This is a genomic window from Stenotrophomonas sp. YJH_SMC_27 (genome assembly GCF_059369815.1).
Genome location: NZ_JCAFTA010000004.1, coordinates 214,310 through 240,483 on the forward strand (window position 1 = coordinate 214,310; position 26,174 = coordinate 240,483).

Consider the following 26,174-nt stretch of genomic DNA (forward strand, 5'->3'; position numbering starts at 1 on the left):
GCTCTACAGTTGCAAAGAGCAGTCGGGCGGGCTCGACTCTACCAAAGCCAATGGCTCAGATCGCCAGTTCGGCCTCCACGTCCTGCACCTTGCGTCGGGCCAGTGCAAGGTTGGACTTGGTCCGGTCCAGCACGATGTAGAAGAACAGTCCCTTCTTCTTCGCGACCGGTCGCATGATGTGGTACGCCTTGCCCAGCGAGATCAGGATATCCTCGATGCTGTCATTGAGGTTCAACGAGGCGGCGGTCTTCATCTTGGCCCGGATCACTTCGGTGTTGCCGGCAGCGGCCACCTCCATGTCCATGCCGGCACCGGCTTCGCCCAGCAGCATGCCGCTTTCGTAGTCGACCAGCGCCACTGCCTGCGCGCCGTCGATGCCCATCAGTGCGTTCAACGATTCATTCAATCCAGCCACGTCGCACCCCTTGTCGATGTTGGTTCGAGCCCCTCGTTCCCCTGCGGCCGGGCTCACGATCCGCCGAGTTCGGCCAGGATCGCCTGGCCACATTCCCTGCTCTGCCACAGCACCTGGCCGATCACGCTGCGCTGGTCGCAGGCCGCCATCAGCAGCAGCGGTGCACGCCCTTCGGCCTGGATTGCCAGCATCAGCACCTTCCCGCCCATCGCTTCCAGCATCAGCGTCTGCAGATCGCCCAGCAGCAGTTCGCGCCCGACCGCCGCGGCCAGCGCCAGCATCGCGCTGGTCATTGCCGCCAGCCGTTCGCCGCGCCCTTCGGCACCAGCGCTGACCAGGGCAAAGCCATCGACACTGGCCAGCACTACCGTGCGCACGCCTTCCACCCGCTGCTGCAGGTCCTGCAGCAGCGGCTGCAGGCGCGCACGCTGGCCGGCATCGGGCAGCACCGCCATCTGCCCGTCAGCCATGCGCGGCCACCAGTGCGTGCGCTTCCATTTCGCTCATCAGTACATCCATCAGCAGCAATCCCTGTTCGCGGTCGCGGGCATCCACCGCCAGCAAAGGCAGCGGTTGATCGTCCAGGCTGGCGCGTGCAGCCCAGTCATCCAGCGCAGCGTGCGGCGCCTGGTCGAGATGGGTGACCGCCACCACCAGCGCCAATGACGCTGCGAACGGCTGCAGCACCTGCAGGTAGTCCTCCAGCTCGCCGGCCAACCCGGCACGGCGCGCGTCCAGCAGCAGCACCGCACCACGTGCCCCCTGCAGCAGGATCGGCCACAGGAAATCAAAGCGCTGCTGGCCGGGTGTCCCGTAAAGCCGCAGGCGTTCGCCGTTGGGCAGGTCGATGTCTGCGTAGTCCAGCGCGACGGTGGTGGAGGCCTTGTCGGCACCGAGGCGATCACTGTTGGCCACATCGGTGTCGATCACCGCGCCGGCCGCGATGCTGCGCACCAGCGTCGACTTGCCGCTGCCCATGCCACCGAGCACGACCACCTTGTGCTCACGCATTGCGCTCACTCCCACGCAGGTGGCGCCACAGGCGCGCAAGCAGGCCGTTGTCGGTGCCATTGCCGCGTAGGGCCGTCATCGGTGCCGCCGGGGCGCTCTGCAACTGCGCGTAACCGCAGAGATAGGCGGCATGGATGAAATCACGCACCGCCGCAGCCGGCAACTCGAGCAGCATCGCGCACTCTTCAACCGTGCACGCGCGCTTGAGCAGCAGCGAACACAGGCGGAAGCCATCGTGGTCGTGACCCAGCACGCGGAAATCCGGCCAGCGCAGCAGCTTCACCGAGGCGCCACGCAGGCGTTCGTCCAGTGCCTGCCAATGTCGGCTGCGCTGTGCCCACTGCCACAGCAGGGGCCGCAGTGGCTGGCGCGGCCGCTCACCGGCCAGGGCCTGCAGGCGAGCCGGCGTGAGCGCATCCAGCTGCAGGCGTTCGAAGGCATCGGCCAGGCGCTCTACCAGCGCGCTCGCGGGCTCCTGCAACAGCACGGCCTGGTCATGCTCGAGGTCCATCAGCAGGACGGGGTCACCCGCGTCACTCAGCAGTGCCTGCCCCTGGCGCAGGGGCAGCCGCTCGCGCAGCAGGCGGGTGATGGCGTGTGCACCATCGGCAAGACGGATCGGTGCGGGTGCGTGCATGGTCAGGGGCTCCACTGCCAACTGCATCCCGCGCAGGGCGCGGCCGATGGCACCGTCATCAAGTATGTCCTGAGGGCCATCGCCGTCGCGCAGCTGGCCCCCCAGATCCTCGATCCAGCACTGCAGTCGCGGGCGTTGCTGGCGCATGCGCAGGGCCGCGTTGCGCAGCGCCGGCGTATCGCGGATGACCAGCAGGTCGCAATCGTCCAGATCCTGGCTGCGGCGGATCTGGCCGTCCGGCAGCGCCGATGCTACGCGTAGCCGCTGCAGCAGGGCCTGCTCGCCCTGGATGTCGGTTCCCACTACCAGCACGCGTGCCATCCGTGTTCCCCGTGCGGCCACCTCCCCGGTGGCCTCGCGTCGCCAAGGCTAGGACATCGCCAGCGGCAGCCGTCGTGATCGACTGCTCAGATCGGGAGCGGTTGCAGACGGTGTCCGATCGGTTCTGCGACGGCCATCGCGGGCAAGTTTCATGCCGCTTTGACGGCATTCCGACGGCCAACGGATGTCACGGTTCTGGACGCGGGTCGAATGGGGCCGCCCAAAAAGAAACCCGCGCCGAAGCGCGGGTTCCGGGGTCACGACCGAACGGCGACGGATCAGCCGCGCAGCTGCTCCAGCGCGGCGTTGAAGGTCGCGCTCGGGCGCATCGCCTTGCTGGCCTTGGCCACGTCCGGGCGGTAGTAGCCGCCGATGTCCACGGCCTTGCCCTGCACCGCGACCAGCTCTTCGACGATTTTCTGCTCGTTGTCGGTCAGTGCCTTGGCCAGCGGGGCGAAGCGCGCCTTCAGTGCAGCATCTTCGTCCTGCGCGGCCAGGGCCTGGGCCCAGTACAGCGCGATGTAGAAGTGGCTGCCACGGTTGTCGATGCCACCCAGCTTGCGCGACGGCGACTTGTCGTTGTCCAGGAACTGGCCGTTGGCTTCGTCCAGCGCCTTGGCCAGCACACGGGCAGCGGCGTTGTCGTAGCGGTTGCCCAGGTGTTCCAGCGACGCGGCCAGGGCCAGGAATTCACCCAGCGAATCCCAGCGCAGGTAGTCTTCCTCGACGAACTGCTGCACGTGCTTCGGAGCCGAACCACCGGCACCGGTCTCGAACAGGCCGCCACCGGCCATCAGCGGCACGATCGACAGCATCTTGGCGCTGGTGCCCAGCTCCATGATCGGGAACAGGTCGGTCAGGTAGTCACGCAGCACGTTGCCGGTCACCGAGATGGTGTCCTCGCCCTTGCGGATGCGGTCCAGCGAGAACGCGGTGGCTTCCACCGGCGGCAGGATGCGGATGTCCAGACCGGCAGTATCGTGGTCCTTGAGGTACTGCTCGACCTTGGCGATGACCTGCGCGTCGTGGGCACGGGCGGCATCCAGCCAGAACACGGCCGGGGTGCTGCTCAGGCGGGCGCGCTCGACGGCCAGCTTCACCCAGTCCTGGATCGGCGCGTCCTTGGTCTGGCACATGCGCCAGATGTCACCGGCTTCGACGGCATGCTCGAACACCACGGTGCCAGCATCGTCGGTGACCTTGACCACGCCATCGGCAGCGATCTGGAAGGTCTTGTCGTGCGAGCCGTACTCCTCGGCCTTCTGTGCCATCAGGCCGACGTTCGGCACCGAACCCATGGTGGCCGGGTCGAAGGCGCCGTGCGCCTTGCAGTCATCGATGACGGCCTGGTACACGCCGGCGTAGCAGCGGTCCGGAATGACGGCCTTGGTGTCCTGCAGCTTGCCTTCGGCATTCCACATCTTGCCGGAGTCGCGGATCATCGCCGGCATCGAGGCGTCGACGATCACGTCGCTCGGCACGTGCAGGTTGGTGATGCCCTTGTCCGAGTTGACCATGGCCACGCCCGGACGCTGTGCGTACTCGGCAGCCAGGTCGGCTTCGATCGCAGCACGGGTGGCTTCCGGCAGCGACGGCAGGCGCGCAGCCAGGTCACCGATGCCGTTGTTGGCATCGAAACCGGCCTGCTTCAGCACGTCGGCGTGCTTGGCCAGCACGTCCTTGTAGAACTCGTTCACCGCCACGCCGAACATGATCGGGTCGGAGACCTTCATCATGGTCGCCTTCAGGTGCAGCGAGAACAGCACGCCCTGGGCCTTGGCATCGGCAATCTGCTCGCCGATGAACGCGGCCAGTGCCTTGCGGCTCATCACGGCGGCATCGACGATCTCGCCGGCCTTGACCGCGGTCTTTTCCTTCAGCACAGCGGTGCTGCCGTCATTGCCGTGGAAGGTGATCTTCAGCGAACCGGCATTGGCCAGGGTGGCCGACTTCTCGCTGCCGTAGAAATCACCGGCGGCCATGTGCGCGACATGCGACTTCGAATCCGGCGCCCAGGCGCCCATGCGGTGTGGGTGCTTGCGCGCGTAGTTCTTCACCGACAGCGGTGCACGGCGGTCGGAGTTGCCTTCGCGCAGCACCGGGTTCACCGCGCTGCCCTTGACCTTGTCGTAGCGCGCCTTGTAGTCGCGCTGCTGGTCGTCGGCCGGGGTTTCCGGGTAATCCGGCAGCGGATAGCCCTGGTCCTGCAGTTCCTTGATGGCCGCCTTCAGCTGCGGCACCGAGGCGGAAATGTTCGGCAGCTTGATGATGTTGGCGTCCGGGGTGGTCGCCAGCTGGCCCAGCTCGGCCAGGTCGTCGCTGACCTTCTGCGCGTCACTGAGCAGTTCCGGGAACTGCGACAGGATGCGGCCGGACAGCGAGATGTCACGGGTTTCCACCACGATGCCGGCTGTACCGGTGTAGGCGTCAACGATCGGCAGCAGCGACTGGGTGGCCAGGAACGGGGCTTCGTCGGTCAGCGTGTAGAGAATCTTGGACATGGGGGACTTGGACTCTGTAGCAGTGCTCAGGGGAAGGCCGGCGCCAGCGCCGGGCCACGTGCAACCGTGTCGCGCGCGGGGCGGAGCCCCACGCTTTCCCCGTCGCCGTCAGGGTGGGCGCGCGGCGGGGAAACCCCTGCATTGTCGCGTTTTCAGCCGCGCGGGGCAAAGCCACGCCATACGCGACGGTACTGCATGCCGGCAACGCTGTGATCCATCCACGCCTGGATGAAGCCCGCCCACAGCATCAGTGGATCCACGCCATGCGTGGATGAAGCCGACCATCGCACAACAAAAAAGGACGCAGCCTCGCGGCTGCGTCCATCGTGAGCCCTGCCGGGAGAGAGTCGGCTGGACTTACTTGACCTCGAACTCCTGCGGCGTTCCGGCCGCCTTGCCATCGACGGTGACTTCGGCGCGGTACTTGCCGGCCGGCCAGCCCTTTGCATTCTTGAACGTGACGTTGGTGGTTTCCGCACCACTGGTGTTCAGGGTGGCGGTCTGTTCGCCGGCCACCTGGCCGTCCTGATAGGTCAGCTTCGCGCCAACGTTGACATTGTTTGCCGCACCGTCGGTCTTGACCGAGACGATGATGTCGTCCTTCGGTGCGAACAGAGCCGTCGTCGCAACCGACTTGTCGGCGGCGGCGGTCTTTCCGACCGTGACCGACGAGACGCTGACAGCAGCGGCTTGGGCCATCGGCGGCGGCGCGCCGGTCATCGGGGCCGGTGCTGCCGGTTCGGCCGGAGCGGTCGCTGCCGGAGCGGCATTGTTGTCGGTCGACTCTTCTTTCTTCTTGCAACCGACCAGGGCGACGCTGCCCAGCAGGGCGGCGATCAGGGCGGTCTGGAGCGGGGTGGTCTTGATCATTCGGGGTTCCTCCCAGGGATTGTCGGACGGCGTTCTGGCCGGCTTACTTCGGCGGCAGTTTCAGGGTCTGGCCCGGGAAGATCTTGTCCGGGTCATCAAGCACATCGCGGTTGGCTTCGAAGATCTTCTTCCAGGCATTGGCGTCGCCCAGATGCTGCTTGGCGATCTTCGACAGCGAGTCACCCTTCTGCACGGTATAGGTGCCGCCGCTGACAACGTCTGCGGTGCTGTCCACCGAAGCGCTGACACCGGAGAAGTCCGCCTTCGGCACCTGCTCGGCGGTACTGTCGACACTGCCACTGACGCCGGAGAAATCGGCTTTCTTCTCGGTACTCATCCACAACTCCCGTCTGCATGACTACGTGATTGGCACGGTGCCATGGCGGTTGTTAAATGGGGATGGTGCAGATGTGAAGCCGCCCCCGGGGGCGGCTGAACAATCGGGGGAATGGACACTCGATAGTGCCGGCCGCTGGCCGGCTGTGCCACGGGATCCGGCCTTGGCCGATTGCCGGCCAGCGGCCGGCACTACCGGTAACCGCCTGCGGCGGTTACTGCCGCAGCTCGCGGTAGGTCGCGGCCGGGGCGACGATACCCGGGCTGGCACGCCAGGGGTTGATGTCCAGGCCACCACGGCGGGTGTAGCGGGCCTCAACCTCCAGCCAGTGCGGCTGGCAGCGCGCGGACACCTCGCTGAAGATCCGCTCAACACACTGCTCGTGGAACTCGGCATGCTCGCGGTAGCTGACCAAGTAGCGCAGCAGGCCGGCGCGGTCGATCTTCGACCCACGGTAACGCAGGCTGACCGTGGCCCAGTCCGGCTGGCCGGTAACCGGGCAGTTGGACTTCAGCAGCGCCGAGACCAGAGTCTCCTCCACCACCTCGCCCGCATCGGCGGCGAGGAAGTCCGCCTGCGGCGGGCCGTAGCAGTCGATCTCCACGTCCAGCCCGTCGATGGATTCGCCAAGCGGCGTCTCTCGCAGCTCCGGCAGGCCGAACTCCACCTGGACCGGCGCACCGGCGCAGGCCGACAGATCCGCCACGATGCGCGCGCGCAATGCCTCGGCGCTGTCGATACGGGTGCTGTTGAGGGAGTTGAGGTACAGCTTGAACGACTTCGATTCGATCAACCGCGGCGAGGTGCAGGGCACCTGGACGGTGGCCACGGCCACCTGCGGCTTGCCGCGCGGGTCGAGCCAGCTCAGTTCGAACGCATGCCAGCGGTCGTGGCCGACGAACGGCAGCGCGGCATCATCGAGGCCGATCTCGGCACGGGCGCCACTGCGCGGGATGGGAAACAGCAGGCCGGGATCGTACTGCGACGGGTAACTGACCTCGCGACCGAGGCTGGAATCCTGTGGGGTGTTCATGGGGGGCATTGTATCGCGCGGAGGGCGGGCCTTCGGCCGGGCCGGCCAACGGCGAAGCCCCTCCGTGGTGGTTGTATTGGGATGATCGCGAAAGGCGGTCTATCGGCTTGGCCGGGTGGGCAGGCGGGTCGGGGGACGCCGTAAACCCGTCCATGGAGGCCTGGCCGCGGCATCCATGCCGCAGACGCCCCCGCCCCGCCTGCCCACCCGGCCCCTGACAGTTCCTTGCACGCGGCCACCACCACGGGAAAGATCAGAAAATCAAGATCAAAAGCCGATTCTTCAGACGTTCACGACGCCTGCCGTGTCGACCAAGGTCGACACCCACCAGAAGCAGAGTGTCGTTCCGGCAGCCCGCGGGAAACTGTCGAAGGCGGGGCGGGTCCGGTGGCAGGGGCGTGAGCCGCATGGGCCCGAGGCATGCCTCGGGCGGGTTGGGCAGGACGCCCAACCCCGGTCTTGCCGTGTGCGCAGGACGGCGCACACGAGCAAGCGGCGACCGAGCTTACATGGACGTACTTGCAGCGTCCCCTGCCACCGGACCCACCCCGCCATCCCTCAGGAAACCAGCTTTTGCCGTTGACGTGGCTTTGGTCTCGGCGGGTGCAGGGCTGCAAGCCCTGCCAACACCCCTCACCCCGCAGGCGTACCGGTACCGTGCAGGTAATCCAGGCTCACCTGCAGCAGCGCACGCAGACCCACATCCAGCGCCTTCTCATCCAGCAGGAACTTCGGCGAATGATTGGCCGGCGCCGTCGCCGGGTCGATGCCCACGCTGGTGGAACCGACGAAGAAGAACATGCCAGGCACTTCCTTCGCGTACAGCGAGAAATCCTCCGCGCCCATCTGCAACGGTGGCTCGTATACGTTGTCCTTGCCCACCACCGCCTGCAGGCTCGGCAGCATCTTCGCGGTCAGCGCCGGGTCGTTCACCGTGGCCGGGTTGCCCTCCGATTCGTAGATGTCGGTCACCGCCTTGGCACCGTGCGCGGCGGCCGTGTGCTCGGCCACGTTGCGCAGGTCGGCGAAGATCTGCTGGCGCATCCCTTCGTCGAAGGTGCGGATGGTGCCGACCATCTCCACTTCATCGGGAATGATGTTGTAGCGGATGCCGCCGTTGATTGCGCCGAAGGTCAGCACCGCCGGTTGCTTGGACAGGTTGGCACGGCGGCTGACGATGGTCTGCGCGGTGCCGACCAGATCGGCGGTGGCGACGATCGGGTCAACACCGTTCCACGGTGCCGAGCCATGCGTCTGGCGCCCGATCACTTTGATGCCGAAACGGTCCGAGGCGGCCATCAACGGGCCACCACGCACCGCGATCTGGCCGGCCTGCACGCTGGAGAACACATGCAGGCCAAACACCGCCTCCGGCTTGAAATCGGCGAACAGCCCTTCCTTCAGCATGAGTGCGGCACCGCCCTCTTCCGGCGGCGGCGCGCCCTCCTCGGCCGGCTGGAAGATCAGCATCACCTGGCCCGGCAGGTCCTTCTTCATCGACACCAGTGCTTCGGCCACGCCGAGCAGCGTCGCGGTGTGCGCGTCGTGGCCACAGGCATGCATCACGCCCACGGTCTGCCCGCGGTACTGGTCAGTGACCCTGGAAGCGAACGGCAGGCCGGTCTGCTCGGTCACCGGCAGCGCGTCCATGTCCGCGCGCAATGCGATCTTCGGGCCCGGCTTGCCGCCTTCGATGATCGCCACCACGCCGTGGTGGGCGATGCCGGTCTTCGGCTTCAGGCCCATCGCCCGCAGGCGCTTGGCGACTTCGGCCGAGGTACGCACTTCGCGGTTGGACAGCTCCGGGTGCTGGTGGAAATCACGACGCCACTCGATCACCTTGGACTGCAGCCGCTGCGCGGCGGCGGTCACTTCCGGGCGCTGCCCGTCCTGGGCGTGGGCAAGGGCCGGCAGGGCCAGCAGCAGGGCGGACAGCAGCAGCGAACGGCGCATCACAATCTCCACGGCAGGGGGTTCCAGCTGAATGTAGGGCAACACTGCCGCCACGGGAACCTCCGGCGCGGCATCCGGTCTTAGCGCCCGTCCCATCCGTCATGCAGGAAACGTGATGTGGCACAGGTATGCTTTGCGCATTGCCCGCCGGGCTCCGCCCGGTCCAGCCCTCTTGGAGTCCTCGTAATGTCACGTGTTTGGAAGATCGTGCTGCTGGTCGTGGCAGTGCTGGTGCTGGCCGTGGTCGGCCTGCGCGTCATCGGCGGCGGCAAGGACAAGGCTGGAAAACCCGCTGCGGGCGCGCGCCAGGGCGGCGAAGACCCGGATGCCGGCCCGGTGCCGGTGACCGTGGTCGATGCCACGCGCCAGGACGTGCCGGTGTATGCCAGCGCGCTGGGCACGGTGACTGCGATGAACACCGTGACCGTCAGCCCGCAGGTCGGCGGCCAGCTGATGAGCCTGAATTTCCGCGAAGGCCAGGAAGTGAAGCAGGGCGACGTGCTGGCGGTGATCGACCCGCGCACCGCCCAGGCCAGCTACGACCAGGCCGCTGCGGCCAAGCGCCAGAACGAGGCGCTGCTGGCCACCGCGCGCTCCAACTACCAGCGCTCGAACGCACCGGAGTATCGCCAGTACGTCGCCAAGACCGATCTGGATACACAACGAAACCAAGTGGCACAGTACGAAAGCGCGGTGGCGGCCAACGAGGCCAGCATGCGCTCGGCGCAGGTGCAGCTGCAGTACACCAAGGTCACCGCACCGATCTCCGGCATCGCCGGCATCCGCGCGGTCGACGCGGGCAACGTGGTCAACGCCGGCACCGCGCTGGTCACGCTGACCCAGATCCATCCGATCCACGTGCTGTTCAACCTGCCCGAGCGCCAGCTGGGTGATGTGCGCCAGGCACAGGCCGCCGGCACGGTGCCGGTGGCCGCGCTGGACCGCGCCGACTCGCATGTTCTGTCCGGCGACGGCAAGCTGGACGTGGTCGACAACCTGATCAGTGCGGACAGCGGCACGTTCAAGGCACGTGCGGTCTTCGACAACACCGACAATGGCCTGTGGCCGGGCCAGTTCGTCAACGTCCGCATGCAGCTGCGCACGATTGCCGGTGGCGTGGTCATCCCGACCCAGGCCGTCCTGCGTGGGCCGGATGGCGAATACGTCTATGTCGTGCAGGGCGACAACACGGTGAAGATGCAGACCGTGCGCAGCGGCGTGGAAGTGGGCGACAGCCAGGTGCAGATTGCCGAAGGCCTGAAGGGCGGCGAGCGGGTGGTCAGTGAAGGCCAGTTCCGCCTGAAGCCGGGCAGCAAGGTCACCGCACTGAAGCCGGGCCAGACCCCGGCCGCACCGACCGAGGCCGAGCTGAAGGCGGCCGAACAGAAGAACGGTGGCGGCGGTGGCCGTCGCGGTGGTGGCCCGCGCTGAGCGCAGGCGACTGTTCTCCCTCGCGCCGGCATGCTCGTCGGCGCCGACATTGAAGTGCCAGCAAGGATCAGTCCGTGGGCTTTTCGACGATCTTCATCCGCCGCCCGATCGCCACCTCGCTGTTGATGGCGGGCCTGTTGCTGCTGGGCATCCTCGGCTACCGCAAGCTGCCGGTGTCGGCGCTGCCGGAAATCGATGCGCCCAGCCTGGTGGTCACCACCCAGTACCCCGGCGCCAACGCCACCACCATGGCCTCGCTGGTCACCACGCCGCTGGAGCGCCAGTTCGGGCAGATCTCCGGGCTGGAGCTGATGACCTCCGACTCGTCGGCCGGGTTGTCCACGATCATCCTGCAGTTCTCGATGGATCGGAACATCGACATCGCCGCGCAGGACGTACAGGCGGCGATACGCCAGGCCACCCTGCCCTCGTCGCTGCCCTACCAGCCGGTCTACAACCGGGTGAACCCGGCTGACGCGGCCATCGTTACCTTGAAACTGACGTCTGACACGCGTCCGCTGCGCGATGTCAACAACTACGCTGACTCCATCCTGGCCCAGCGCCTGTCGCAGGTGCAGGGCGTCGGCCTGGTCTCGATTGCCGGCAACGTGCGCCCGGCCGTGCGCATCCAGGTCAATCCGGCGCAGCTGTCGAACATGGGCCTGACCCTGGAACAGCTGCGCAGCGCGCTCACCCAGGCCAACGTCAATGCGCCCAAGGGCTCGTTGAACGGCAAGACCCAGTCCTACAGCATCGGCACCAACGACCAGCTGGCCAGCGCCGCCGAGTACCGCGACACCATCATCAGCTACAAGAACGGCCGCCCAGTGCGGCTGTCGGACGTGGCCGAGGTGGTCGATGGCGTGGAGAACGACCAGCTCGCCGCCTGGGCCGATGGCAAGCCGGCGGTGCTGCTGGAAGTGCGGCGCCAGCCCGGTGCCAACATCGTGCAGACGGTCGAGCGCATCCGCGCGATCCTGCCGCAGTTGCAGGGCGTGCTGCCAGCCGACGTGCACCTGGAGATCTTCAACGACCGTACCGAGACCATCCGCGCCTCGGTGCACGAAGTGCAGTTCACCCTGATCCTCACCATCGGCCTGGTGGTGGCGGTGATCTTCGTGTTCCTGCGCCGGTTGTGGGCCACGATCATTCCCTCGGTGGCGGTACCGCTCTCGCTGGCCGGCACTTTCGCGGTGATGGCCTTTGCCGGCATGTCGCTGGACAACCTCTCGCTGATGGCGCTGGTGGTGGCCACCGGTTTCGTGGTCGACGATGCGATCGTGATGATCGAGAACATCGTGCGGTATATCGAACAGGGCAAGAGCGGCAAGGAAGCGGCCGAGATCGGTGCACGCCAGATCGGCTTCACCGTGCTGTCGCTGACCATCTCGCTGGTGGCGGTGTTCCTGCCGCTGCTGCTGATGCCCGGTGTGACCGGCCGCCTGTTCCATGAGTTCGCCTGGGTGCTGAGCATCGCGGTGGTGCTGTCGATGCTGATCTCGCTGACGCTCACCCCGATGATGTGTGCCTACCTGCTCAAGCCCGATGCCCTGCCCGAGGGCGAGGACGCGCATGAGCGCGCGGCGGCGGCCGGCAAGCAGAACCTGTGGACGCGCACCGTCGGCCTGTACGAGCACAGCCTGGACTGGGTGCTAGGCCACCAGCGCCTGACCCTGGCCGTGGCCGGCGGCGCACTGGTGCTGACCGTGCTGCTGTACGTGCTGATCCCCAAGGGCCTGCTGCCCGAACAGGACACCGGCCTGATCACCGGCGTGGTGCAGGCCGACCAGAACATCGCCTTCCCGCAGATGGAGCAGCGCACCAGGCAGGTGGCCGAAGCGCTGCGCCAGGATCCGGACGTGACCGGCGTGTCGGCCTTCATCGGCGCCGGCAGCATGAACCCCACGCTCAACCAGGGCCAGCTGTCGATCGTGCTGAAGGAACGCGGCGAGCGCGATGGCCTGGAGGAGATCCTGCCGCGCCTGCAGAAGGCAGTGGCCGGCATTCCGGGGGTGGCGCTCTACCTGAAGCCGGTGCAGGACGTAACCCTGGATACCCGTGTGGCCGCCACCGAGTACCAGTACTCGCTGTCGGACGTGGATTCGGCGACGGTGGCGACCCAGGCCACGCGCCTGACCGAAGCGCTGCGCAAGCGCCCGGAACTGGCCGACGTCGACAACAACCTGTCCAGCCAGGGCCGCGCCCTGGAGCTGAACATCGACCGCGACAAGGCCAGCGTGCTGGGCGTGCCGATGCAGACCATCGACGACACGCTCTACGATGCGTTCGGCCAGCGCCAGATCTCGACCATCTTCACCGAGCTCAACCAGTATCGCGTGGTGCTGGAAGTGGCACCGGAGTTCCGCACCAGCACCGCGCTGATGGAACAGCTGGCGGTCGCCTCCAACGGCGCCGGCGCATTGACCGGCACCAATGCCACCAGCTTCGGCCAGGTCACCTCCTCCAACTCGTCCACCGCCACCGGCATCGGCGCGCAGAACACCGGCATCACTGTCGGCGCCGGCAACATCATTCCGCTGTCGGCGCTGGCCGAAGGCAAGGTGAGCAGCGCACCGCTGGTGGTCAGCCACCAGCAGCAGCTGCCGGCGGTGACGGTGTCGTTCAACGTGGCGCCGGGCTATTCGCTGTCCGAAGCGGTGCGAGCGATCCAGGAGACCAAGGACAGCCTGGACATGCCGGCACACCTGCATGCCGAATTCATCGGCAAGGCCGCTGAATTCACCGGCAGCCAGACCGATGTGGTGTGGCTGCTGCTGGCCTCGCTGGTGGTGATCTACATCGTGCTGGGCGTGCTCTACGAGAGCTACATCCACCCGATCACGATCATCTCCACCCTGCCGCCGGCCGGTGTCGGCGCGCTGCTGGCGCTGATGCTGTGCGGGCTGAGCCTGTCGGTGGATGGCATCGTCGGCATCGTGCTGCTGATCGGCATCGTCAAGAAGAACGGCATCATGATGGTCGACTTCGCGATCGAGGCGCGCCGCGCCGGTGCCAACGCGCATGAAGCGATCCGTCGCGCCTGCCTGCTGCGCTTCCGCCCGATCATGATGACCACCGCTGCGGCAATGCTCGGCGCACTGCCGCTGGCGCTGGGCACCGGCATCGGTTCGGAGCTGCGCCGCCCGCTGGGTATCGCCATCGTCGGCGGCCTGCTGCTGTCGCAGCTGGTCACGCTGTACACCACGCCGGTGATCTACCTGTACATGGAGCGCTTCTCCGAGTGGCTGGCGCGCCGCCGCGAACAGCGCGCGCTGCGCAATGGTTCGCTGCAGGAGCCGCAGGCATGATCCACGCCCCGCTGCTGCGGGAGGCCGCACGATGAACCTGTCCGGCCCTTTCATCCGCCGCCCGATCGGCACCGCGCTGCTGGCCATCGGCTTGTTCATGGTCGGCCTGATCTGCTACCTGCGCCTGGGCGTGTCGGCGCTGCCGAACATCGAGATCCCCGTGATCTTCGTGCACGCCAGCCAGTCCGGCGCCGATGCGGCAACCATGGCGTCCACGGTCACCGCACCGCTGGAACGCCACCTCGGCCAGCTGCCGGGCATCGACCGCATGCGCTCGTCGAGCTCGGAAGGCAGCTCGCTGGTGTTCATGATCTTCCAGAGCGGCCACGACATCGATTCGGCCGCGCTGGACGTGCAGACCGCGATCAACTCGGCGCAGGCCGACCTGCCCTCGGGCATGGGCTCGCCGATGTACCAGAAGGCAAACCCGAACGACGACCCGGTCATCGCCATTGCGCTGACCTCGCAGACGCAGTCGGCCGACGAGCTCTACAACGTCGCCGATTCGCTGCTGGCACAGCGCATCCGCCAGATCAGCGGCGTGGCCTCGGTGGACATCGCCGGTGCCTCGACGCCGGCCGTGCGCGTGGACGTCAACCTGCGCCTGATGAACGCGCTGGGCCTGACTGCCGATGATCTGCGCAACGCCGTACGCGCAGCCAATGTCACCTCGCCCACCGGCTTCCTCAGCGATGGAAATACCACCACCGCGATCATCGCCAACGATTCGGTCGCGCGTGCAGCCGACTTCGCCGACCTGGTGGTGAAGACCCAGGGCGATGGCCGGGTGATCCGCCTGAAGGACATCGCCAACGTCTATGACGGCCAGCAGGATGCCTACCAGGCCGCCTGGTTCGACCACAAGCCGGCGGTGGTGATGTACGTGTTCACCCGCGCCGGGGCCAACATCGTGGAGACCGTGGACCGGGTCAAGGCGCAGATTCCCGCGCTGCGCGACTACCTGCAGCCCGGCACCACGATGACGCCGTACTTCGACCGTACGCCGACCATCCGCTCGTCGCTGCATGAAGTGCAGATTACCCTGCTGATCAGCCTGGCGATGGTGGTGCTGACCATGGCGCTGTTCCTGCGCCGGCTGGCGCCGACGCTGATCGCCGCCGTAACCGTGCCGCTGTCGCTGGCCGGTGCGGCGCTGGTGATGTACGTGATGGGCTTCACCCTGAACAACCTGAGCCTGCTGGCGCTGGTGATCGCGATCGGCTTCGTGGTGGACGATGCGATCGTGGTGATCGAGAACATCATGCGCCATCTCGACGAGGGCATGCCGCGCATGCAGGCGGCACTGACCGGCGCGCGCGAGATCGGCTTCACCATCGTCTCGATCACTGCCTCGCTGGTGGCGGTGTTCATTCCGCTGCTGTTCGCCAGCGGCATGATGGGCGCGTTCTTCCGCGAGTTCACCGTCACCCTGGTGGCGGCCATTGTGGTCTCGATGATCGTCTCGCTGACGCTGACCCCGGCGCTGTGCAGCCGCTTCCTCAGTGCGCACGACCACAGCGCGCCGCCGTCGCGTTTCGGCCGCTGGCTCGATGCCGGCCACGAGCGGATGCTGCGCATCTACACCGTGTTCCTCGACTTCTCGCTGCGCCACGCGCTGCTGCTGTCGTTGACGCCGTTGCTGCTGATCGCCGCCACCATCTTCCTGTTCGGTGCAGTGAAGAAGGGTGCGTTCCCGCCGCAGGACACCGGCCTGATCTGGGGCCGGGCCAATTCCAGCGCCACTGTTTCCTTCGAGGACATGGTCAGCCGCCAGCGTCGCATCACCGACATGCTGATGGCCGACCCGGCAGTGAAGACCGTGGGCGTTCGCCTGGGCAGCGGCCGCCAGGGGTCGAGTGCGCAGTTCAACATCGAGCTGAAATCGCGCAGGGAAGGCCGTCGCGAAACCACCGCGCACGCCCTGGCGCGGCTGAGCGCCAAGGCCGACCGCTACCCCGACCTGCAACTGCGCCTGCGCGCTATCCAGGATCTGCCCAGCAATGACGGCGGCGGCTCAAGCCAGGGCGCGCAGTACCGCATCTCGCTGCAGGGCAACGACCTGGCATCACTGCAGGAGTGGCTGCCCAAGCTGCAGGCGGAGCTGAAGAAGAACCCGAAGCTGCGCGACGTCGGCACCGACGTGGACAATGCCGGCCTGCGCCAGAACATCCAGATCGACCGCGCAAAGGCCGCGCGCCTGGGCATCACGGTGGGCGCCATCGACGGCGCGCTGTACGGTGCGTTCGGCCAGCGCCAGATCTCCACCATCTATTCGGACATCAACCAGTACAGCGTGGTGGTCAATGCCCTGCCTTCGCAGACCGCCACCCCGGCGGCGCTGGATGAGGTGTACGTGCGTGCGCGCAACGGCGACATGGTGCCGATCACCGCGGTGGCCACCCAGGTGCCCGGCCTGGCACCGTCGCAGATCACCCATGAAAACCAGTACACGACGATGGACCTCAGCTACAACCTTGCTCCGAACGTGAGCATGGGCGAAGCCAAGGCGATCATCGACGCCACCGTAGCCGGCATGCGCATGCCCGGTGACATCCGCCTGGCCGACGACGCGGGCTTCGGCTTCAATTCAGATCCCAGCGACATGCTGATCCTGGTGTTTGCCGCGATCCTGACCGTCTACCTGGTGCTGGGCATGCTCTACGAGAGCCTGATCCACCCGGTCACCATCCTGTCCACGCTGCCGGCGGCGGGCGTCGGTGCGCTGCTGGCGTTGTTCGGCACCAACACCGAACTGTCGGTGATCTCGATGATCGCGCTGGTGCTGCTGATCGGCATCGTCAAGAAGAACGCGATCATGATGATCGACTTCGCGCTGGTGGCGCAGCGCGAGCATGGGCTGGCGCCGCGCGAGGCGGCACGCGAGGCCAGCATCGTGCGCTTCCGTCCGATCATGATGACCACGATGGTGGCGATCCTGGCAGCGGTTCCGCTGGCGATCGGCCTGGGCGAAGGGTCCGAACTGCGTCGTCCGCTGGGTATCGCGATGATCGGCGGCCTGCTGTTCTCGCAGAGCCTGACCCTGCTCAGCACGCCGGCGCTGTACGTGATCTTCTCGTGCCTGGCCGAACGCTGGCGGGCCCGTCGCGCGCGCAGGCGCGAAGCGAAGCTGCTCAAGCGCGCGCAGCGGGCGTAGAGCGGCCCATCCACGCATGGCGTGGATCTACGGGGGTAGAGCCGGCCACTGGCCGGCTTTCTCCGTACGGCGAATCTGCCGGCCAGCGGCCGGCACTACCGTGGATGCGAATGGTGGGTACGGACCGTGGGTGCGGACCGTTGGTCCGCACGCCTCCAGGTTTGACGTGCCGTAACGAAAAGAGAACAATTCTCATCCAGCCACGGTCCTGCGCCCCGTTGCGGCGCCCCGCTGCCTTCCCCGGCCAGCCTGCGTGATCCCAGCCACTGCCCCTTCCCCCACCCGTGGGCGGATGGCCTGTGGCCGTCCGTCGAGGACCACCATCGATGCTGCCTTCCCGTCTCCCCCGCCTGGCCCTGCTGGCCTCCGCCCTGTCCGCCGCCTGCGCTGCCCATGCCGAAGCGCCGGCCGTCAGCCGCAAAGCCACCGATCTGGATGCGGTGAATGTCACCGCCGAACGCACCCATACCGACGCCGGCGCACTGGGCGACCGCGCCCTGCGCGACACTCCGTTTGCGATCACCGCTGTTGGCCGCGAGCAGATCAAGCAGCGCCAGGTGGTCTCGCTGGGCGAAGCCTTCCTGCTCGACCCTTCGGTCACCACCCAGGTCAGCGCCTACGCCAGCGGCTGGAGCTCACCCATCCGCAATCGCGGTATCGAACTGAATTTTGACAGCTATCGCGTCAATGGCCTGCAGGTCTCTTCCTGGGGTACCGAATGGCCGCTGGAAGTGATGGAACAGGTCGATCTGCTGAAAGGCCCGGGCGGCTTCCTGTACGGGTTCGGTGCACCCGGCGGCATCGTCAACTACATCACCAAGAAGCCGACGGACACGCCCACCTTCTCCGCCCAGCTGGGTTGGCGTGAACAGGGCATCGTCAGCGGCGGCATCGACGTTGGCGGACGTTTCGGCAACGAGCAGATGTTCGGCTACCGTTTCAACGCCTTCCAGGAAAAGGGCGAGACCTTCAATGGTGGGTACGTCGATCGCAAGGTTGGCGCACTCTCGCTGGATGCCCGCCTGAGCGATGTACTGACCTGGACCTTCGACGGCGTATTCCAGTCACGCGATCTGCGCGAAGAATCGCCGCAGTACTACTTCCGTGGCCTGACATCGCTGCCGCGACCGATTGCCGGGGATACCGACAACAGCGTGCCCGGCACCTACTACGACACCCGATCCAGCCTGCTGTCGACCGGCTTGAACTGGCAGATCAACAGCGACTGGAAAGCCAGCCTGAGTTACGGCGTCACCACCTCGTGGAACGACGTCAACAAGATCTTCGCCTACATCGACAATCCCAACGGCGACTATGACGTCAACGTCTACGAACTGGGCGGCAAGAGCGAGTGGAAGCTGGCCCAGGCGATGCTGCAGGGCAGCTTCCGCACTGGCCCGCTGCAGCATCAGGTGGTGGCGGGCATCAGCCACCAGACCGGGCTGGGCTGGGACCGCCCCTACGAATGGAACCTGATCGGCCGCGGCAACCTGTACCAGCGCCACGCCATCCGCCACGATGCCGTCGGTTCACGAGTGATGACCCGTGGCGACGAAGCCGTGCAGCAAGCGGTGTTCGCAAGCGATACCGTCGATCTCGGCAGTGGCTGGTCGGTATTGGCAGGCTGGCGTTACAACGACTACGAGACCAGGGGCCGCTACCACACCTACCCGGTCACACCGACCTACGCGGTGATGTTCAAGCCCCGCGATGCCGTCACCCTCTACGCCAGCTACATCGAATCGCTGGAAGCGGGCAGCCGCGTGGGCAACAGCTACGTCAACGCCGGCGACGTGCTCGACCCGACCATCAGCACGCAGTACGAGATCGGCGCGAAGGTCGAGGGGGCACGCTGGAATGCGAACCTGGCGGCGTTCCGGCTGGAGCGTGGCGCCAACATCGATGAGCTCACGCCTGCCGGCAAGCGCCTGGTGCAGGACGGCATCACGCTGTACGAAGGCATCGAAGCCAGTGCCGACCTACACCTCAACGATGCCCTGGAGGTCGGCGGTGGCGTCACCTGGCTGGACCCGACCTACGACAGGCTGTCGCCGGCCAGCGCCGCACAGGAAGGCAACCGTACCGCCGGTGCCGCGCGCTGGAGCGGCGTCATGCATGCCACCTACCAGCTGCCGTGGGTGGACGGCCTGGAAACGTATGCGGCCGTGCGCTACTACGGCGATGTCTGGTACGACGCCGACAACACCCTGAAGCTGCCCGACTACACGCTGGTGAATGCCGGCGTCGGCTACCGGCTGCTTGCCTCGGGCCACCCGGTGACCCTGCGTGCCAGCGTCGAGAACCTGGCCAACCGGAAGTACTGGTCCAACGCTGGCGCCGGCCTGCCGCGTACGTTCGCGGTGAGCGTTCGGTTCGACATGTAACCCCGGCAACCCCGTAGTGCCGCCCGCCGGCCGGCTCCTCGCACCTTCGTCCGGGCGCATGAAGAGCCGGGCAACGGCCGGCACTACCGCGTATCGAGCGGAAAATCATCCACGCGTGGCGTGGATCTACCATTTCACGCGTGGCCCGCAATAATGGTGGAAGACCCTTCCACCGAGCCTGCATGTCCGCCCGCCAATCCCGCCTCAGCCGCCTGTGGGCCCACGAGAAGGCCAGCTATGGCCTGCGGGTGTTCATCGCCCTGGCCGCAGCGCTTGCCGTGTGCTGGCAGCTGGACGCGCTCACCGCCCTGCCCGGCGTGTTTCTCGGCATCATCGCCAGCGCCATCGCCGAGACCGACGACAACTGGTGGGGCCGCACCAAGGCGGTACTGCTGTCGCTGCTGTGTTTCTGCCTTGCCGCAGCATCGGTGATCTGGCTGTTCCCGTGGCCGTGGATCTTCATTGGCGCGCTGGCGCTGTCCACCTTCGGCCTGACCCTGCTCGGTGCGCTCGGCGAGCGCTATGCGTCGATCGCCCAGGCGACGGTGACGCTGGCGATCTACACCATGATCGGCCTGGAGCAGCATGGCGCCGGCGACCTGCACAGCGCGCTGGACGCGGTCAGCCACCTGCTGGCCGGTGCGGTCTGGTACGGCCTGCTTTCGATCCTGTGGACCGCGCTGTTCGCCAACCGTCCGGTGCGCGAACGCGTAGCGCGGCTGTATCAGGAACTGGGCCGCTACCTGCAGCTGAAGGCCGCGCTGTTCGAGCCGGTGAGGGAAGCAGACCTGCAACGTCGCCAACTCGACTTGGCCGAACAGAACCGGCGTGTGGTCGGTGCGTTGAACGAGGCCAAGACAGCGATCCTGGCCCGCTTCGGCCGTTCCGGGCGGCCGGGCGTGAACTCCGGTCTGTACCTGCGTCTCTATTACATGGCACAGGATTTCCACGAGCGCGCCAGTTCCTCGCACTACCCCTATGGCGCGCTGGTCGACGCCTTCTTCCACAGCGATGTGCTGTACCGCTGCCAGCGCCTGCTCGACCTGCAGGGCCAGGCCTGCGCGCGCCTGGGCGAAGCGATCCGCCTGCGCCGTCCGTTCGTGTATGGCGAAAGCAACCAGCAGGCCGGACGCGATCTGGCCGATGCGCTGGCCTACCTGCGTGACCAGCAGCGCCCGCAGTGGCAGCGCCTGCTTGGTTCTCTGGACCTGCTGGTGCACAACCTGCGCAGCATCGAGCGCCGCCTGCTGGACGCGGAGCGCTCCGAGGCCAGTCTGGACAACGTCGACACCCGCCTGCGCGACAGCAACCCGCACACGTTGCGCGAGATGGGCGTGCGCATCCGCCAGCAGCTCACGCCCGGCTCGGTGCTATTCCGCCATGGCCTGCGCATGGCGCTGGCGCTGATCGCCGGCTTTGCCGCGATACGCCTGTTCAATGCACAGAACGGCTCGTGGGTGCTGCTGACCATCGTGTTCGTGTGCCGCCCCAACTTCGGTGCCACCCGCCAGCGCCTGGCGCAACGCATCGTCGGCACCGTGGCCGGCCTGGTACTGACCTGGGCGCTGTTGCAGCTGTTCCCACAGCTGCACGTGCAGCTGCTGATCGCACTGCTGTCGGCGCTGCTGTTCTTCTTCACCCGTACCGATCGCTACCTGGTGGCATCGGCGGCGATCACGGTGATGGCGCTGACCTGCTTCAACCTTATCGGCGACGGCTTCGTGCTGATCGTGCCGCGCATGGTCGATACGCTGCTGGGCTGCGCGATCGCCGCCGTCGCCGCATTCCTGATCCTGCCCGACTGGCAGGGCCGGCAGCTGCATCTCGTCCTGGCACGCGTGCTGGACACTGCGGCTCGCTACCTGGATTCGGTGCTGGGCCAGTACCGCAGCGGCATGCGCGATGACCTGGCCTACCGCATCGCCCGCCGCGACATGCACAACGCCGACGCCGCGCTGTCCACCGCATTGTCGAACATGCTGCGCGAACCCGGCCATGTGCGCCGCAATCTGGATGCCGGCTTCCGCTTCCTGGCGCTGTCCAACACGCTGCTGGGGCATCTGTCGGCGCTGGGTGCGCACCGCGACCAGGTGGACAGCTATGCTGGCGATCCACTGGCGCTGGCCGCGGGCGATCGCGTGCGCAAGGCACTTCAGCAGCTGGCGACGGCGCTGACCGCGCGGCAACCCGTTGCGGAAGATGACAACGACTCAGACCGCGCGGTGGCCGCCGAGCTGGAGCAGATCGACGAGGCGATGCCGCCGAAACTGCAGCTGATCCGTACCCAGATGGCGCTGGTGCTGCGGATGCTGCCGAAGGTGCGTGCAGCGGCCAATGAGGCAGTGACCAACCTGACCTGATTCCTTGTCGCTGGTCGGACATCCCGTCCGCGCGTGGCGTGGATCTACTGCGCCGTGTGCAACCGTGTGTTGCGCCTTGCGATGCATCCCGATCACGTTCCCGCGCGGATACTGGGTGATCCCCTGGTACTGGAATCCCCCATGAAGATCGAACTCGCCGGCCGCACCGCGCTGGTCACCGCCTCCACCGCCGGCATCGGCCTGGCGATCGCCCAGGGTCTTGCCGCGGCGGGTGCGCGGGTCATTCTCAACGGCCGCAGCACCGACAGTCTCGAACGCGCCCGCCAGCGCCTGCTCGCTACCGTTCCGGGTGCCGAGGTGATCGGCGTGGCCGCCGATCTCTCCGATGCGGCCGGCGTCGATACGCTGCTGGCCGGCCTGCCCAAGGTCGACATCCTGGTCAACAACGCCGGCGTCTTCGGCCCCGAGGACTTCTTCGAGACCGAAGATGCCACCTGGGAGCGTTACTGGCAGACCAACGTGATGTCCGGTGTGCGCCTGTCGCGGGCACTGCTGCCGGCGATGGTCGATGCCGGCTGGGGTCGCGTGCTGTTCATCTCCTCCGAATCGGCACGCAACATTCCCGCCGATATGATCCACTACGGGGTCAGCAAGACCGCGCAGCTGTCGCTGTCGCGCGGCCTGGCCAAGCGCGTGGCCGGCAGTGGCGTCACCGTCAACGCGGTGCTGCCCGGCCCGACCCTGTCCGATGGCTTCGCGGCGATGTTCGAGGATGAACGCCAGCGCAGCGGCAAGCCGCTGGAGCAGATCGGCCGCGAGTTCGTGATGGCACACAGGCCATCCTCGGTGATCCAGCGCACTGCCACGGTCGAGGAAGTGGCCAACATGGTGGTGTACCTGGCCTCGCCGCAGGCTTCCGCCACCTCCGGCGCGGCGCTGCGCGTGGACGGCGGCGTGGTCGACGATATCGTCTGAGGGTGCTGGCAGGTGTGCGGACCAACGGGTCCGCACCCACAGGTCCGTACCCACAGCAGATGGGCAGGAATGCTAGGCTGCGCCGGTCAAGGAGGCTCCATGTCCGGTCACAACCAGTTCGCCCTGCTGCGCCAGCGCCGTTTCCTGCCGTTCTTCGTGGTCCAGGCACTCGGCGCGTTCAACGACAACGTGTACCGGCAGGCGATCATCAGCATGTTGCTGTTCATGGCCGTGCCGGAGGAGGAGCTGGGGCTGTACGCCACGCTGGCACCGGCCATCTTCATTCTGCCCTACTTCCTGTTCTCGGCACTGGCCGGGCAGATCGCCGACAAACTGGAAAAATCGCGGCTGATCGTGATTACCACCACCATGGAGATCGTGATCATGTCGCTGGCGGCCGCCGGCTTCCTGACCCAGAGCCTGCCGGTGTTGCTGGTCGCCCTGTTCTGCACCGGCATGCAATCGACCCTGTTCGGCCCGGTGAAGTATTCGGTGCTGCCGTCGGTGCTCAGGCCCGAGGAACTGACCGGGGGCAACGGCCTGGTCGAGATGGGGACCTCGATGTCGATCCTCTCCGGCATGATCGTCGGCGGCCTGGTGTTCACCGTGGCCGGCAGCCACGGCACCGTGGTGGCGGCCTGCGCGATCATCGCGCTGGCGATCTGCGGCAACATCGCCGCGCGCCTGATTCCCAAGGTCGATGCCGGCGACCCGAACCTGAAGATCAACTGGAACCCGCTGCCGGAATCACTGGCGGTGCTGCGCATGGCGCGCCAGCAGAAAGCCGTGCGCAATTCGATCCTGGGCGTGTCCTGGTTCTGGTTCGTCGGCACCGTGCTGACCTCGCAGCTACCGGCCTATGCGGTGACCAACCTGGGCGGTGAGCCAACCCTGTACATCTTTGCGCTGGCCCTGTTCTCGGTTGGCACCGGCATCGGCTCGCTGCTGTGCGAGAAGCTGTCGGCGCGCACGGTGGAAATCGGCCTGGTGCCGCTGGGCGCGTTCGGCATGACCGCGTTCCTGCTCGACCTGTACTTCGCCCGCAGCGGCGAGGCGACCGTGCAGGGGCTGGCCATCGGGCCGTTCCTGCAGCAGCCGGGCAGCAGCCGCATCGTCATCGACCTGGTCGGCATCGGCCTGTTCACCGGCATCTTCGTGGTGCCGCTGTTCGCGCTGATCCAGAGCCGCACGCCGAAGGCGCAGATGTCGCGCGTGTTCGCGGCGCTGAACATCCAGAATTCCGGCTTCATCGTCGCTGCGGCCCTGCTGTCGCTGGCCGCGCACACGCTGCTGCACTGGACCATCCCGCAGCAGTTCCTGGCGCTGGCCATCGCCAACGCGCTGGTGGCGATCTACATCTTCACCATCGTCCCCGAATTCCTGATGCGCTTCCTCAGCTGGCTGATGGTGCGCACGCTGTACCGGCTGCGCCCGCACGGCATCGAGGCCAACGTGCCCGACGAAGGCGCCGCGCTGCTGGTCTGCAACCATGTCAGCTACATGGACGCGCTGATCCTGTCGGCGACGATTCCACGCCCGGTGCGCTTCGTCATGTACTACCGGATCTTCAACATCCCGGTGATGCGCTGGATCTTCCGCACCGCCAAGGCGATCCCGATCGCCGGCGCGCGCGAAGACCCGGCGCTGATGCAGCGCGCGTTCGACGAGATTGACGCCGCGTTGGCCGAAGGTGAGCTGGTCTGCATCTTCCCGGAAGGTGCGCTGACCAGGGATGGTGCGATGGCCCCGTTCAAGTCGGGCGTTGAGAAGATCCTCCAACGGCGGCCGGTGCCGGTGGTGCCGATGGCCCTGCGCGGCATGTGGTCGAGCATGTGGAGCCGGCGCGACAGCCGCCTGGGCCGCATGCGGGTGCCGCGCCGTTTCCGTGCCACCGTCGAAGTGGTCGCGGCGCCGGCCGTGGATGGCCACAGCACCAGCGCCCCGGTGCTGGAGGCCCAGGTGCGGGCACTGCGCGGCGATCACGCCTGACGGACCCGGCCCGCCAAGCGGGCCCGGCAGCCTCCCCCGCATAGGCCACCGTCCGGTGACGTACGCGACATGTCGTGACTGTAAACGCATACATGCAACGTCGGTTGCGGTAGATTACGCACCCACAGGGGGGAGGTCCGGCCGATACATCACGGCTGGCCACCAAGGAATGGAGTCTTGCTTTGAATCAACCACCACCGCTCAGCCGTCCGGTCTACATCCCCAACCATCTGGTCTGGGCGATCCTGACGACGCTGTTCTGCTGCCTCCCGTTGGGCGTGGTGTCGATCGTCTATGCCTCCCAGGTCGATGGCCGCCGCGCGGCCGGCGACCTGCCGGGGGCCTACAGTGCGTCGCGCAAGGCGGGCTGGTGGGCGGTGGCTTCGGCCGTGGCCCTGCCGGTCCTGTTGCTGTTGTGGTTCGGGCTGTTCGGCGGCTTGGCCGTGCTGGGCGCTCTTTCCGACCAATGATCTACCACCACCACCCATCAAGGAGCTTGAACCCATGAATACCGCCACTCCGCAGGTCCCGAACAACCTGGTCTGGGCGATCCTGACCACCCTGTTCTGCTGCCTGCCGGCCGGCATCGTGTCGATCGTCTATGCCGCCCAGGTCAACGGCAAGCTGGCCGCTGGCGACATTGCCGGCGCCCAGGACTCCGCCGCCAAGGCCAAGAAGTGGGCCATCTGGTCGGCCATCGCCTGGGCCGTCGTGGTCGTGCTGTACGTGCTGTTCTTCGTTGTGCTCGGCGGCATGGGCGCGATGAGCAACAGCGGCTACTGATACGCCTGGACGGATCCGGCGCCTGCGCCGGATCCGTTGTTGCATGTCCGCGCTTCCTGCTCGTTCCCGGTTCGCCCGCTGGGCGCCGCTGCTGGTTTCCGCCGGCCTGGCCGCGGGCGCCACGGTGCTCCTGCGCAACGTCAATCCGTATGTCACCGGCAATCCGTTGCCGAGCTGCCCGCTCTACGCCCTGACCGGCCTGTACTGCCCGGGCTGTGGCAGCACGCGCTGCCTGTATTCCCTGGTCCACTTCGACCTGCCCGGCGCGATGGCGATGAACCCGCTGCTGGTCATCAGCCTGCCGTTCCTGTTGCTGATGCTGCTGAACATCGCCGGCATCCGCCCACGCCTGCTCGACCCGCTCATGCGGGTGCTGGCCAATCCTGTGTTCTGGCTCTGGGTGCTGCCTGGGTATGCGCTGCTGCGCAACCTGCCGTGGGCACCGTTTACCGCGCTGGCGCCGATCTAGGTTTCCAGCCAACGGCGCAGCCCCTCGTGGTGGGCGGCGTTCGTCGATCATGGGGTTGGCCGGGTGGGTGGGCGGCGCAGGGGTCGCTGCAAGTACGTCCATGTAACCTCGGTCGCCGCATCCATGCGGCTCACGCCCCTGCGCAGCCCACCCGCCCGGCCACGGACAGTTTCCGTGCGCGTCCGCCACGGAAAAGAAAAAGAAGATCAAAAGCGGATCGCTTCGCTCCGCTCGCTCGGAGCCGAGCATGGCTCGGCTCTACAGAACGTCAGTGCACGGAAA

19 protein-coding genes are annotated in these 26,174 nt (G+C 66.8%); 10 read left to right on the top strand and 9 right to left on the bottom strand.

The features are described from left to right. Positions 1-55: 55 nt before the first annotated feature. The 9 genes from AC5P7R_RS08755 to AC5P7R_RS08795 all read right to left on the bottom strand — a co-directional run bounded on the left by AC5P7R_RS08755 (position 56) and on the right by AC5P7R_RS08795 (position 9,078). Positions 56-415, bottom strand: a complete 360-nt coding sequence (locus AC5P7R_RS08755) for a hypothetical protein (RefSeq protein WP_005419760.1) — start codon at positions 413-415, stop codon at positions 56-58. 53 nt (positions 416-468) lie between these two features. Beyond that, a complete protein-coding gene (locus tag AC5P7R_RS08760) occupies positions 469-885 on the bottom strand; it encodes a roadblock/LC7 domain-containing protein (RefSeq protein WP_019660844.1) in 417 nt (138 codons plus the stop codon). After that, positions 878-1,426, bottom strand: a complete 549-nt coding sequence (locus AC5P7R_RS08765) for a GTP-binding protein (protein WP_010481027.1) — start codon at positions 1,424-1,426, stop codon at positions 878-880. Before AC5P7R_RS08765 ends, AC5P7R_RS08760 begins: the two co-directional genes overlap by 8 nt. After that, positions 1,419-2,384 carry a hypothetical protein gene (locus AC5P7R_RS08770; protein WP_021202039.1) on the bottom strand — a complete coding sequence of 322 codons (966 nt, stop codon included), beginning with the start codon at positions 2,382-2,384 and terminating at the stop codon, positions 1,419-1,421. The genes AC5P7R_RS08765 and AC5P7R_RS08770 overlap by 8 nt, the downstream gene beginning before the upstream one ends. 278 nt (positions 2,385-2,662) lie before the next feature. Further along, positions 2,663-4,885, bottom strand: coding sequence for an NADP-dependent isocitrate dehydrogenase (locus tag AC5P7R_RS08775; protein ID WP_019660847.1), 2,223 nt, complete (start codon positions 4,883-4,885; stop codon positions 2,663-2,665). Between the two features lie 357 nt (positions 4,886-5,242). Next, the gene (locus AC5P7R_RS08780; RefSeq protein WP_021202041.1) at positions 5,243-5,755 is read right to left on the bottom strand and encodes a hypothetical protein; all 513 of its coding nucleotides are present in this window, start codon (positions 5,753-5,755) and stop codon (positions 5,243-5,245) included. Between the two features lie 43 nt (positions 5,756-5,798). Beyond that, positions 5,799-6,092 carry a LysM peptidoglycan-binding domain-containing protein gene (locus AC5P7R_RS08785; RefSeq protein WP_005419771.1) on the bottom strand — a complete coding sequence of 98 codons (294 nt, stop codon included), beginning with the start codon at positions 6,090-6,092 and terminating at the stop codon, positions 5,799-5,801. A gap of 214 nt (positions 6,093-6,306) precedes the next feature. Next, entirely contained in the window at positions 6,307-7,125 is an 819-nt protein-coding gene (gene queF / locus AC5P7R_RS08790; RefSeq protein ID WP_111098606.1) for an NADPH-dependent 7-cyano-7-deazaguanine reductase QueF, read from the bottom strand. Between the two features lie 633 nt (positions 7,126-7,758). Next, positions 7,759-9,078, bottom strand: a complete 1,320-nt coding sequence (locus tag AC5P7R_RS08795; RefSeq protein WP_031269365.1) for a M20 family metallopeptidase — start codon at positions 9,076-9,078, stop codon at positions 7,759-7,761. Positions 9,079-9,264: 186 nt separating this feature from the next. On the opposite strand from AC5P7R_RS08795, the gene AC5P7R_RS08800 reads away from it, so the two are divergent. The 10 genes from AC5P7R_RS08800 to AC5P7R_RS08845 all read left to right on the top strand — a co-directional run bounded on the left by AC5P7R_RS08800 (position 9,265) and on the right by AC5P7R_RS08845 (position 25,892). Next, a complete protein-coding gene (locus AC5P7R_RS08800; RefSeq protein WP_021202129.1) occupies positions 9,265-10,509 on the top strand; it encodes an efflux RND transporter periplasmic adaptor subunit in 1,245 nt (414 codons plus the stop codon). 74 nt (positions 10,510-10,583) lie between these two features. Continuing rightward, positions 10,584-13,817: an efflux RND transporter permease subunit gene (locus AC5P7R_RS08805; RefSeq protein WP_111098934.1), complete on the top strand. Its 3,234-nt coding sequence runs from the start codon at positions 10,584-10,586 to the stop codon at positions 13,815-13,817. A gap of 31 nt (positions 13,818-13,848) precedes the next feature. Then, a complete protein-coding gene (locus tag AC5P7R_RS08810) occupies positions 13,849-16,971 on the top strand; it encodes an efflux RND transporter permease subunit (RefSeq protein ID WP_019661487.1) in 3,123 nt (1,040 codons plus the stop codon). 326 nt (positions 16,972-17,297) lie between these two features. After that, the gene (locus tag AC5P7R_RS08815; protein ID WP_478436058.1) at positions 17,298-19,355 is read left to right on the top strand and encodes a TonB-dependent siderophore receptor; all 2,058 of its coding nucleotides are present in this window, start codon (positions 17,298-17,300) and stop codon (positions 19,353-19,355) included. A 182-nt stretch (positions 19,356-19,537) separates the two neighbouring features. Continuing rightward, complete coding sequence (gene yccS, locus AC5P7R_RS08820) at positions 19,538-21,715, top strand: YccS family putative transporter (RefSeq protein ID WP_021202133.1); 2,178 nt, start codon at positions 19,538-19,540, stop codon at positions 21,713-21,715. A 141-nt stretch (positions 21,716-21,856) separates the two neighbouring features. Beyond that, complete coding sequence (locus AC5P7R_RS08825) at positions 21,857-22,651, top strand: SDR family NAD(P)-dependent oxidoreductase (RefSeq protein ID WP_021202134.1); 795 nt, start codon at positions 21,857-21,859, stop codon at positions 22,649-22,651. A 99-nt stretch (positions 22,652-22,750) separates the two neighbouring features. Further along, positions 22,751-24,640: an MFS transporter gene (locus AC5P7R_RS08830; protein ID WP_021202135.1), complete on the top strand. Its 1,890-nt coding sequence runs from the start codon at positions 22,751-22,753 to the stop codon at positions 24,638-24,640. Positions 24,641-24,822: 182 nt separating this feature from the next. Continuing rightward, on the top strand, positions 24,823-25,110 hold the full coding sequence (locus tag AC5P7R_RS08835; RefSeq protein WP_005419784.1) for a CD225/dispanin family protein: 288 nt from the start codon (positions 24,823-24,825) through the stop codon (positions 25,108-25,110). Between the two features lie 34 nt (positions 25,111-25,144). Beyond that, complete coding sequence (locus AC5P7R_RS08840; protein ID WP_019661492.1) at positions 25,145-25,423, top strand: CD225/dispanin family protein; 279 nt, start codon at positions 25,145-25,147, stop codon at positions 25,421-25,423. A 43-nt stretch (positions 25,424-25,466) separates the two neighbouring features. Further along, positions 25,467-25,892, top strand: coding sequence for a DUF2752 domain-containing protein (locus AC5P7R_RS08845; RefSeq protein ID WP_021202136.1), 426 nt, complete (start codon positions 25,467-25,469; stop codon positions 25,890-25,892). Positions 25,893-26,174 lie beyond the last annotated feature (282 nt).

What these genes read in the sequence shown, in the direction of transcription:
- AC5P7R_RS08830 (WP_021202135.1), top strand. Translation starts at nt 22,751, where the DNA reads ATGTCCGGTCACAACCAGTTCGCCCTGCTGCGCCAGCGCCGTTTCCTG.
- AC5P7R_RS08825 (WP_021202134.1), top strand. Translation starts at nt 21,857, where the DNA reads ATGAAGATCGAACTCGCCGGCCGCACCGCGCTGGTCACCGCCTCCACC.
- AC5P7R_RS08800 (WP_021202129.1), top strand. Translation starts at nt 9,265, where the DNA reads ATGTCACGTGTTTGGAAGATCGTGCTGCTGGTCGTGGCAGTGCTGGTG.
- AC5P7R_RS08795 (WP_031269365.1), bottom strand. Translation starts at nt 9,078, where the DNA reads ATGCGCCGTTCGCTGCTGCTGTCCGCCCTGCTGCTGGCCCTGCCGGCC.
- AC5P7R_RS08840 (WP_019661492.1), top strand. Translation starts at nt 25,145, where the DNA reads ATGAATACCGCCACTCCGCAGGTCCCGAACAACCTGGTCTGGGCGATC.
- AC5P7R_RS08775 (WP_019660847.1), bottom strand. Translation starts at nt 4,885, where the DNA reads ATGTCCAAGATTCTCTACACGCTGACCGACGAAGCCCCGTTCCTGGCC.
- queF (WP_111098606.1), bottom strand. Translation starts at nt 7,125, where the DNA reads ATGAACACCCCACAGGATTCCAGCCTCGGTCGCGAGGTCAGTTACCCG.
- AC5P7R_RS08785 (WP_005419771.1), bottom strand. Translation starts at nt 6,092, where the DNA reads ATGAGTACCGAGAAGAAAGCCGATTTCTCCGGCGTCAGTGGCAGTGTC.
- AC5P7R_RS08815 (WP_478436058.1), top strand. Translation starts at nt 17,298, where the DNA reads ATGCTGCCTTCCCGTCTCCCCCGCCTGGCCCTGCTGGCCTCCGCCCTG.
- AC5P7R_RS08810 (WP_019661487.1), top strand. Translation starts at nt 13,849, where the DNA reads ATGAACCTGTCCGGCCCTTTCATCCGCCGCCCGATCGGCACCGCGCTG.
- AC5P7R_RS08770 (WP_021202039.1), bottom strand. Translation starts at nt 2,384, where the DNA reads ATGGCACGCGTGCTGGTAGTGGGAACCGACATCCAGGGCGAGCAGGCC.
- AC5P7R_RS08845 (WP_021202136.1), top strand. Translation starts at nt 25,467, where the DNA reads ATGTCCGCGCTTCCTGCTCGTTCCCGGTTCGCCCGCTGGGCGCCGCTG.
- AC5P7R_RS08760 (WP_019660844.1), bottom strand. Translation starts at nt 885, where the DNA reads ATGGCTGACGGGCAGATGGCGGTGCTGCCCGATGCCGGCCAGCGTGCG.
- AC5P7R_RS08780 (WP_021202041.1), bottom strand. Translation starts at nt 5,755, where the DNA reads ATGATCAAGACCACCCCGCTCCAGACCGCCCTGATCGCCGCCCTGCTG.
- yccS (WP_021202133.1), top strand. Translation starts at nt 19,538, where the DNA reads ATGTCCGCCCGCCAATCCCGCCTCAGCCGCCTGTGGGCCCACGAGAAG.
- AC5P7R_RS08765 (WP_010481027.1), bottom strand. Translation starts at nt 1,426, where the DNA reads ATGCGTGAGCACAAGGTGGTCGTGCTCGGTGGCATGGGCAGCGGCAAG.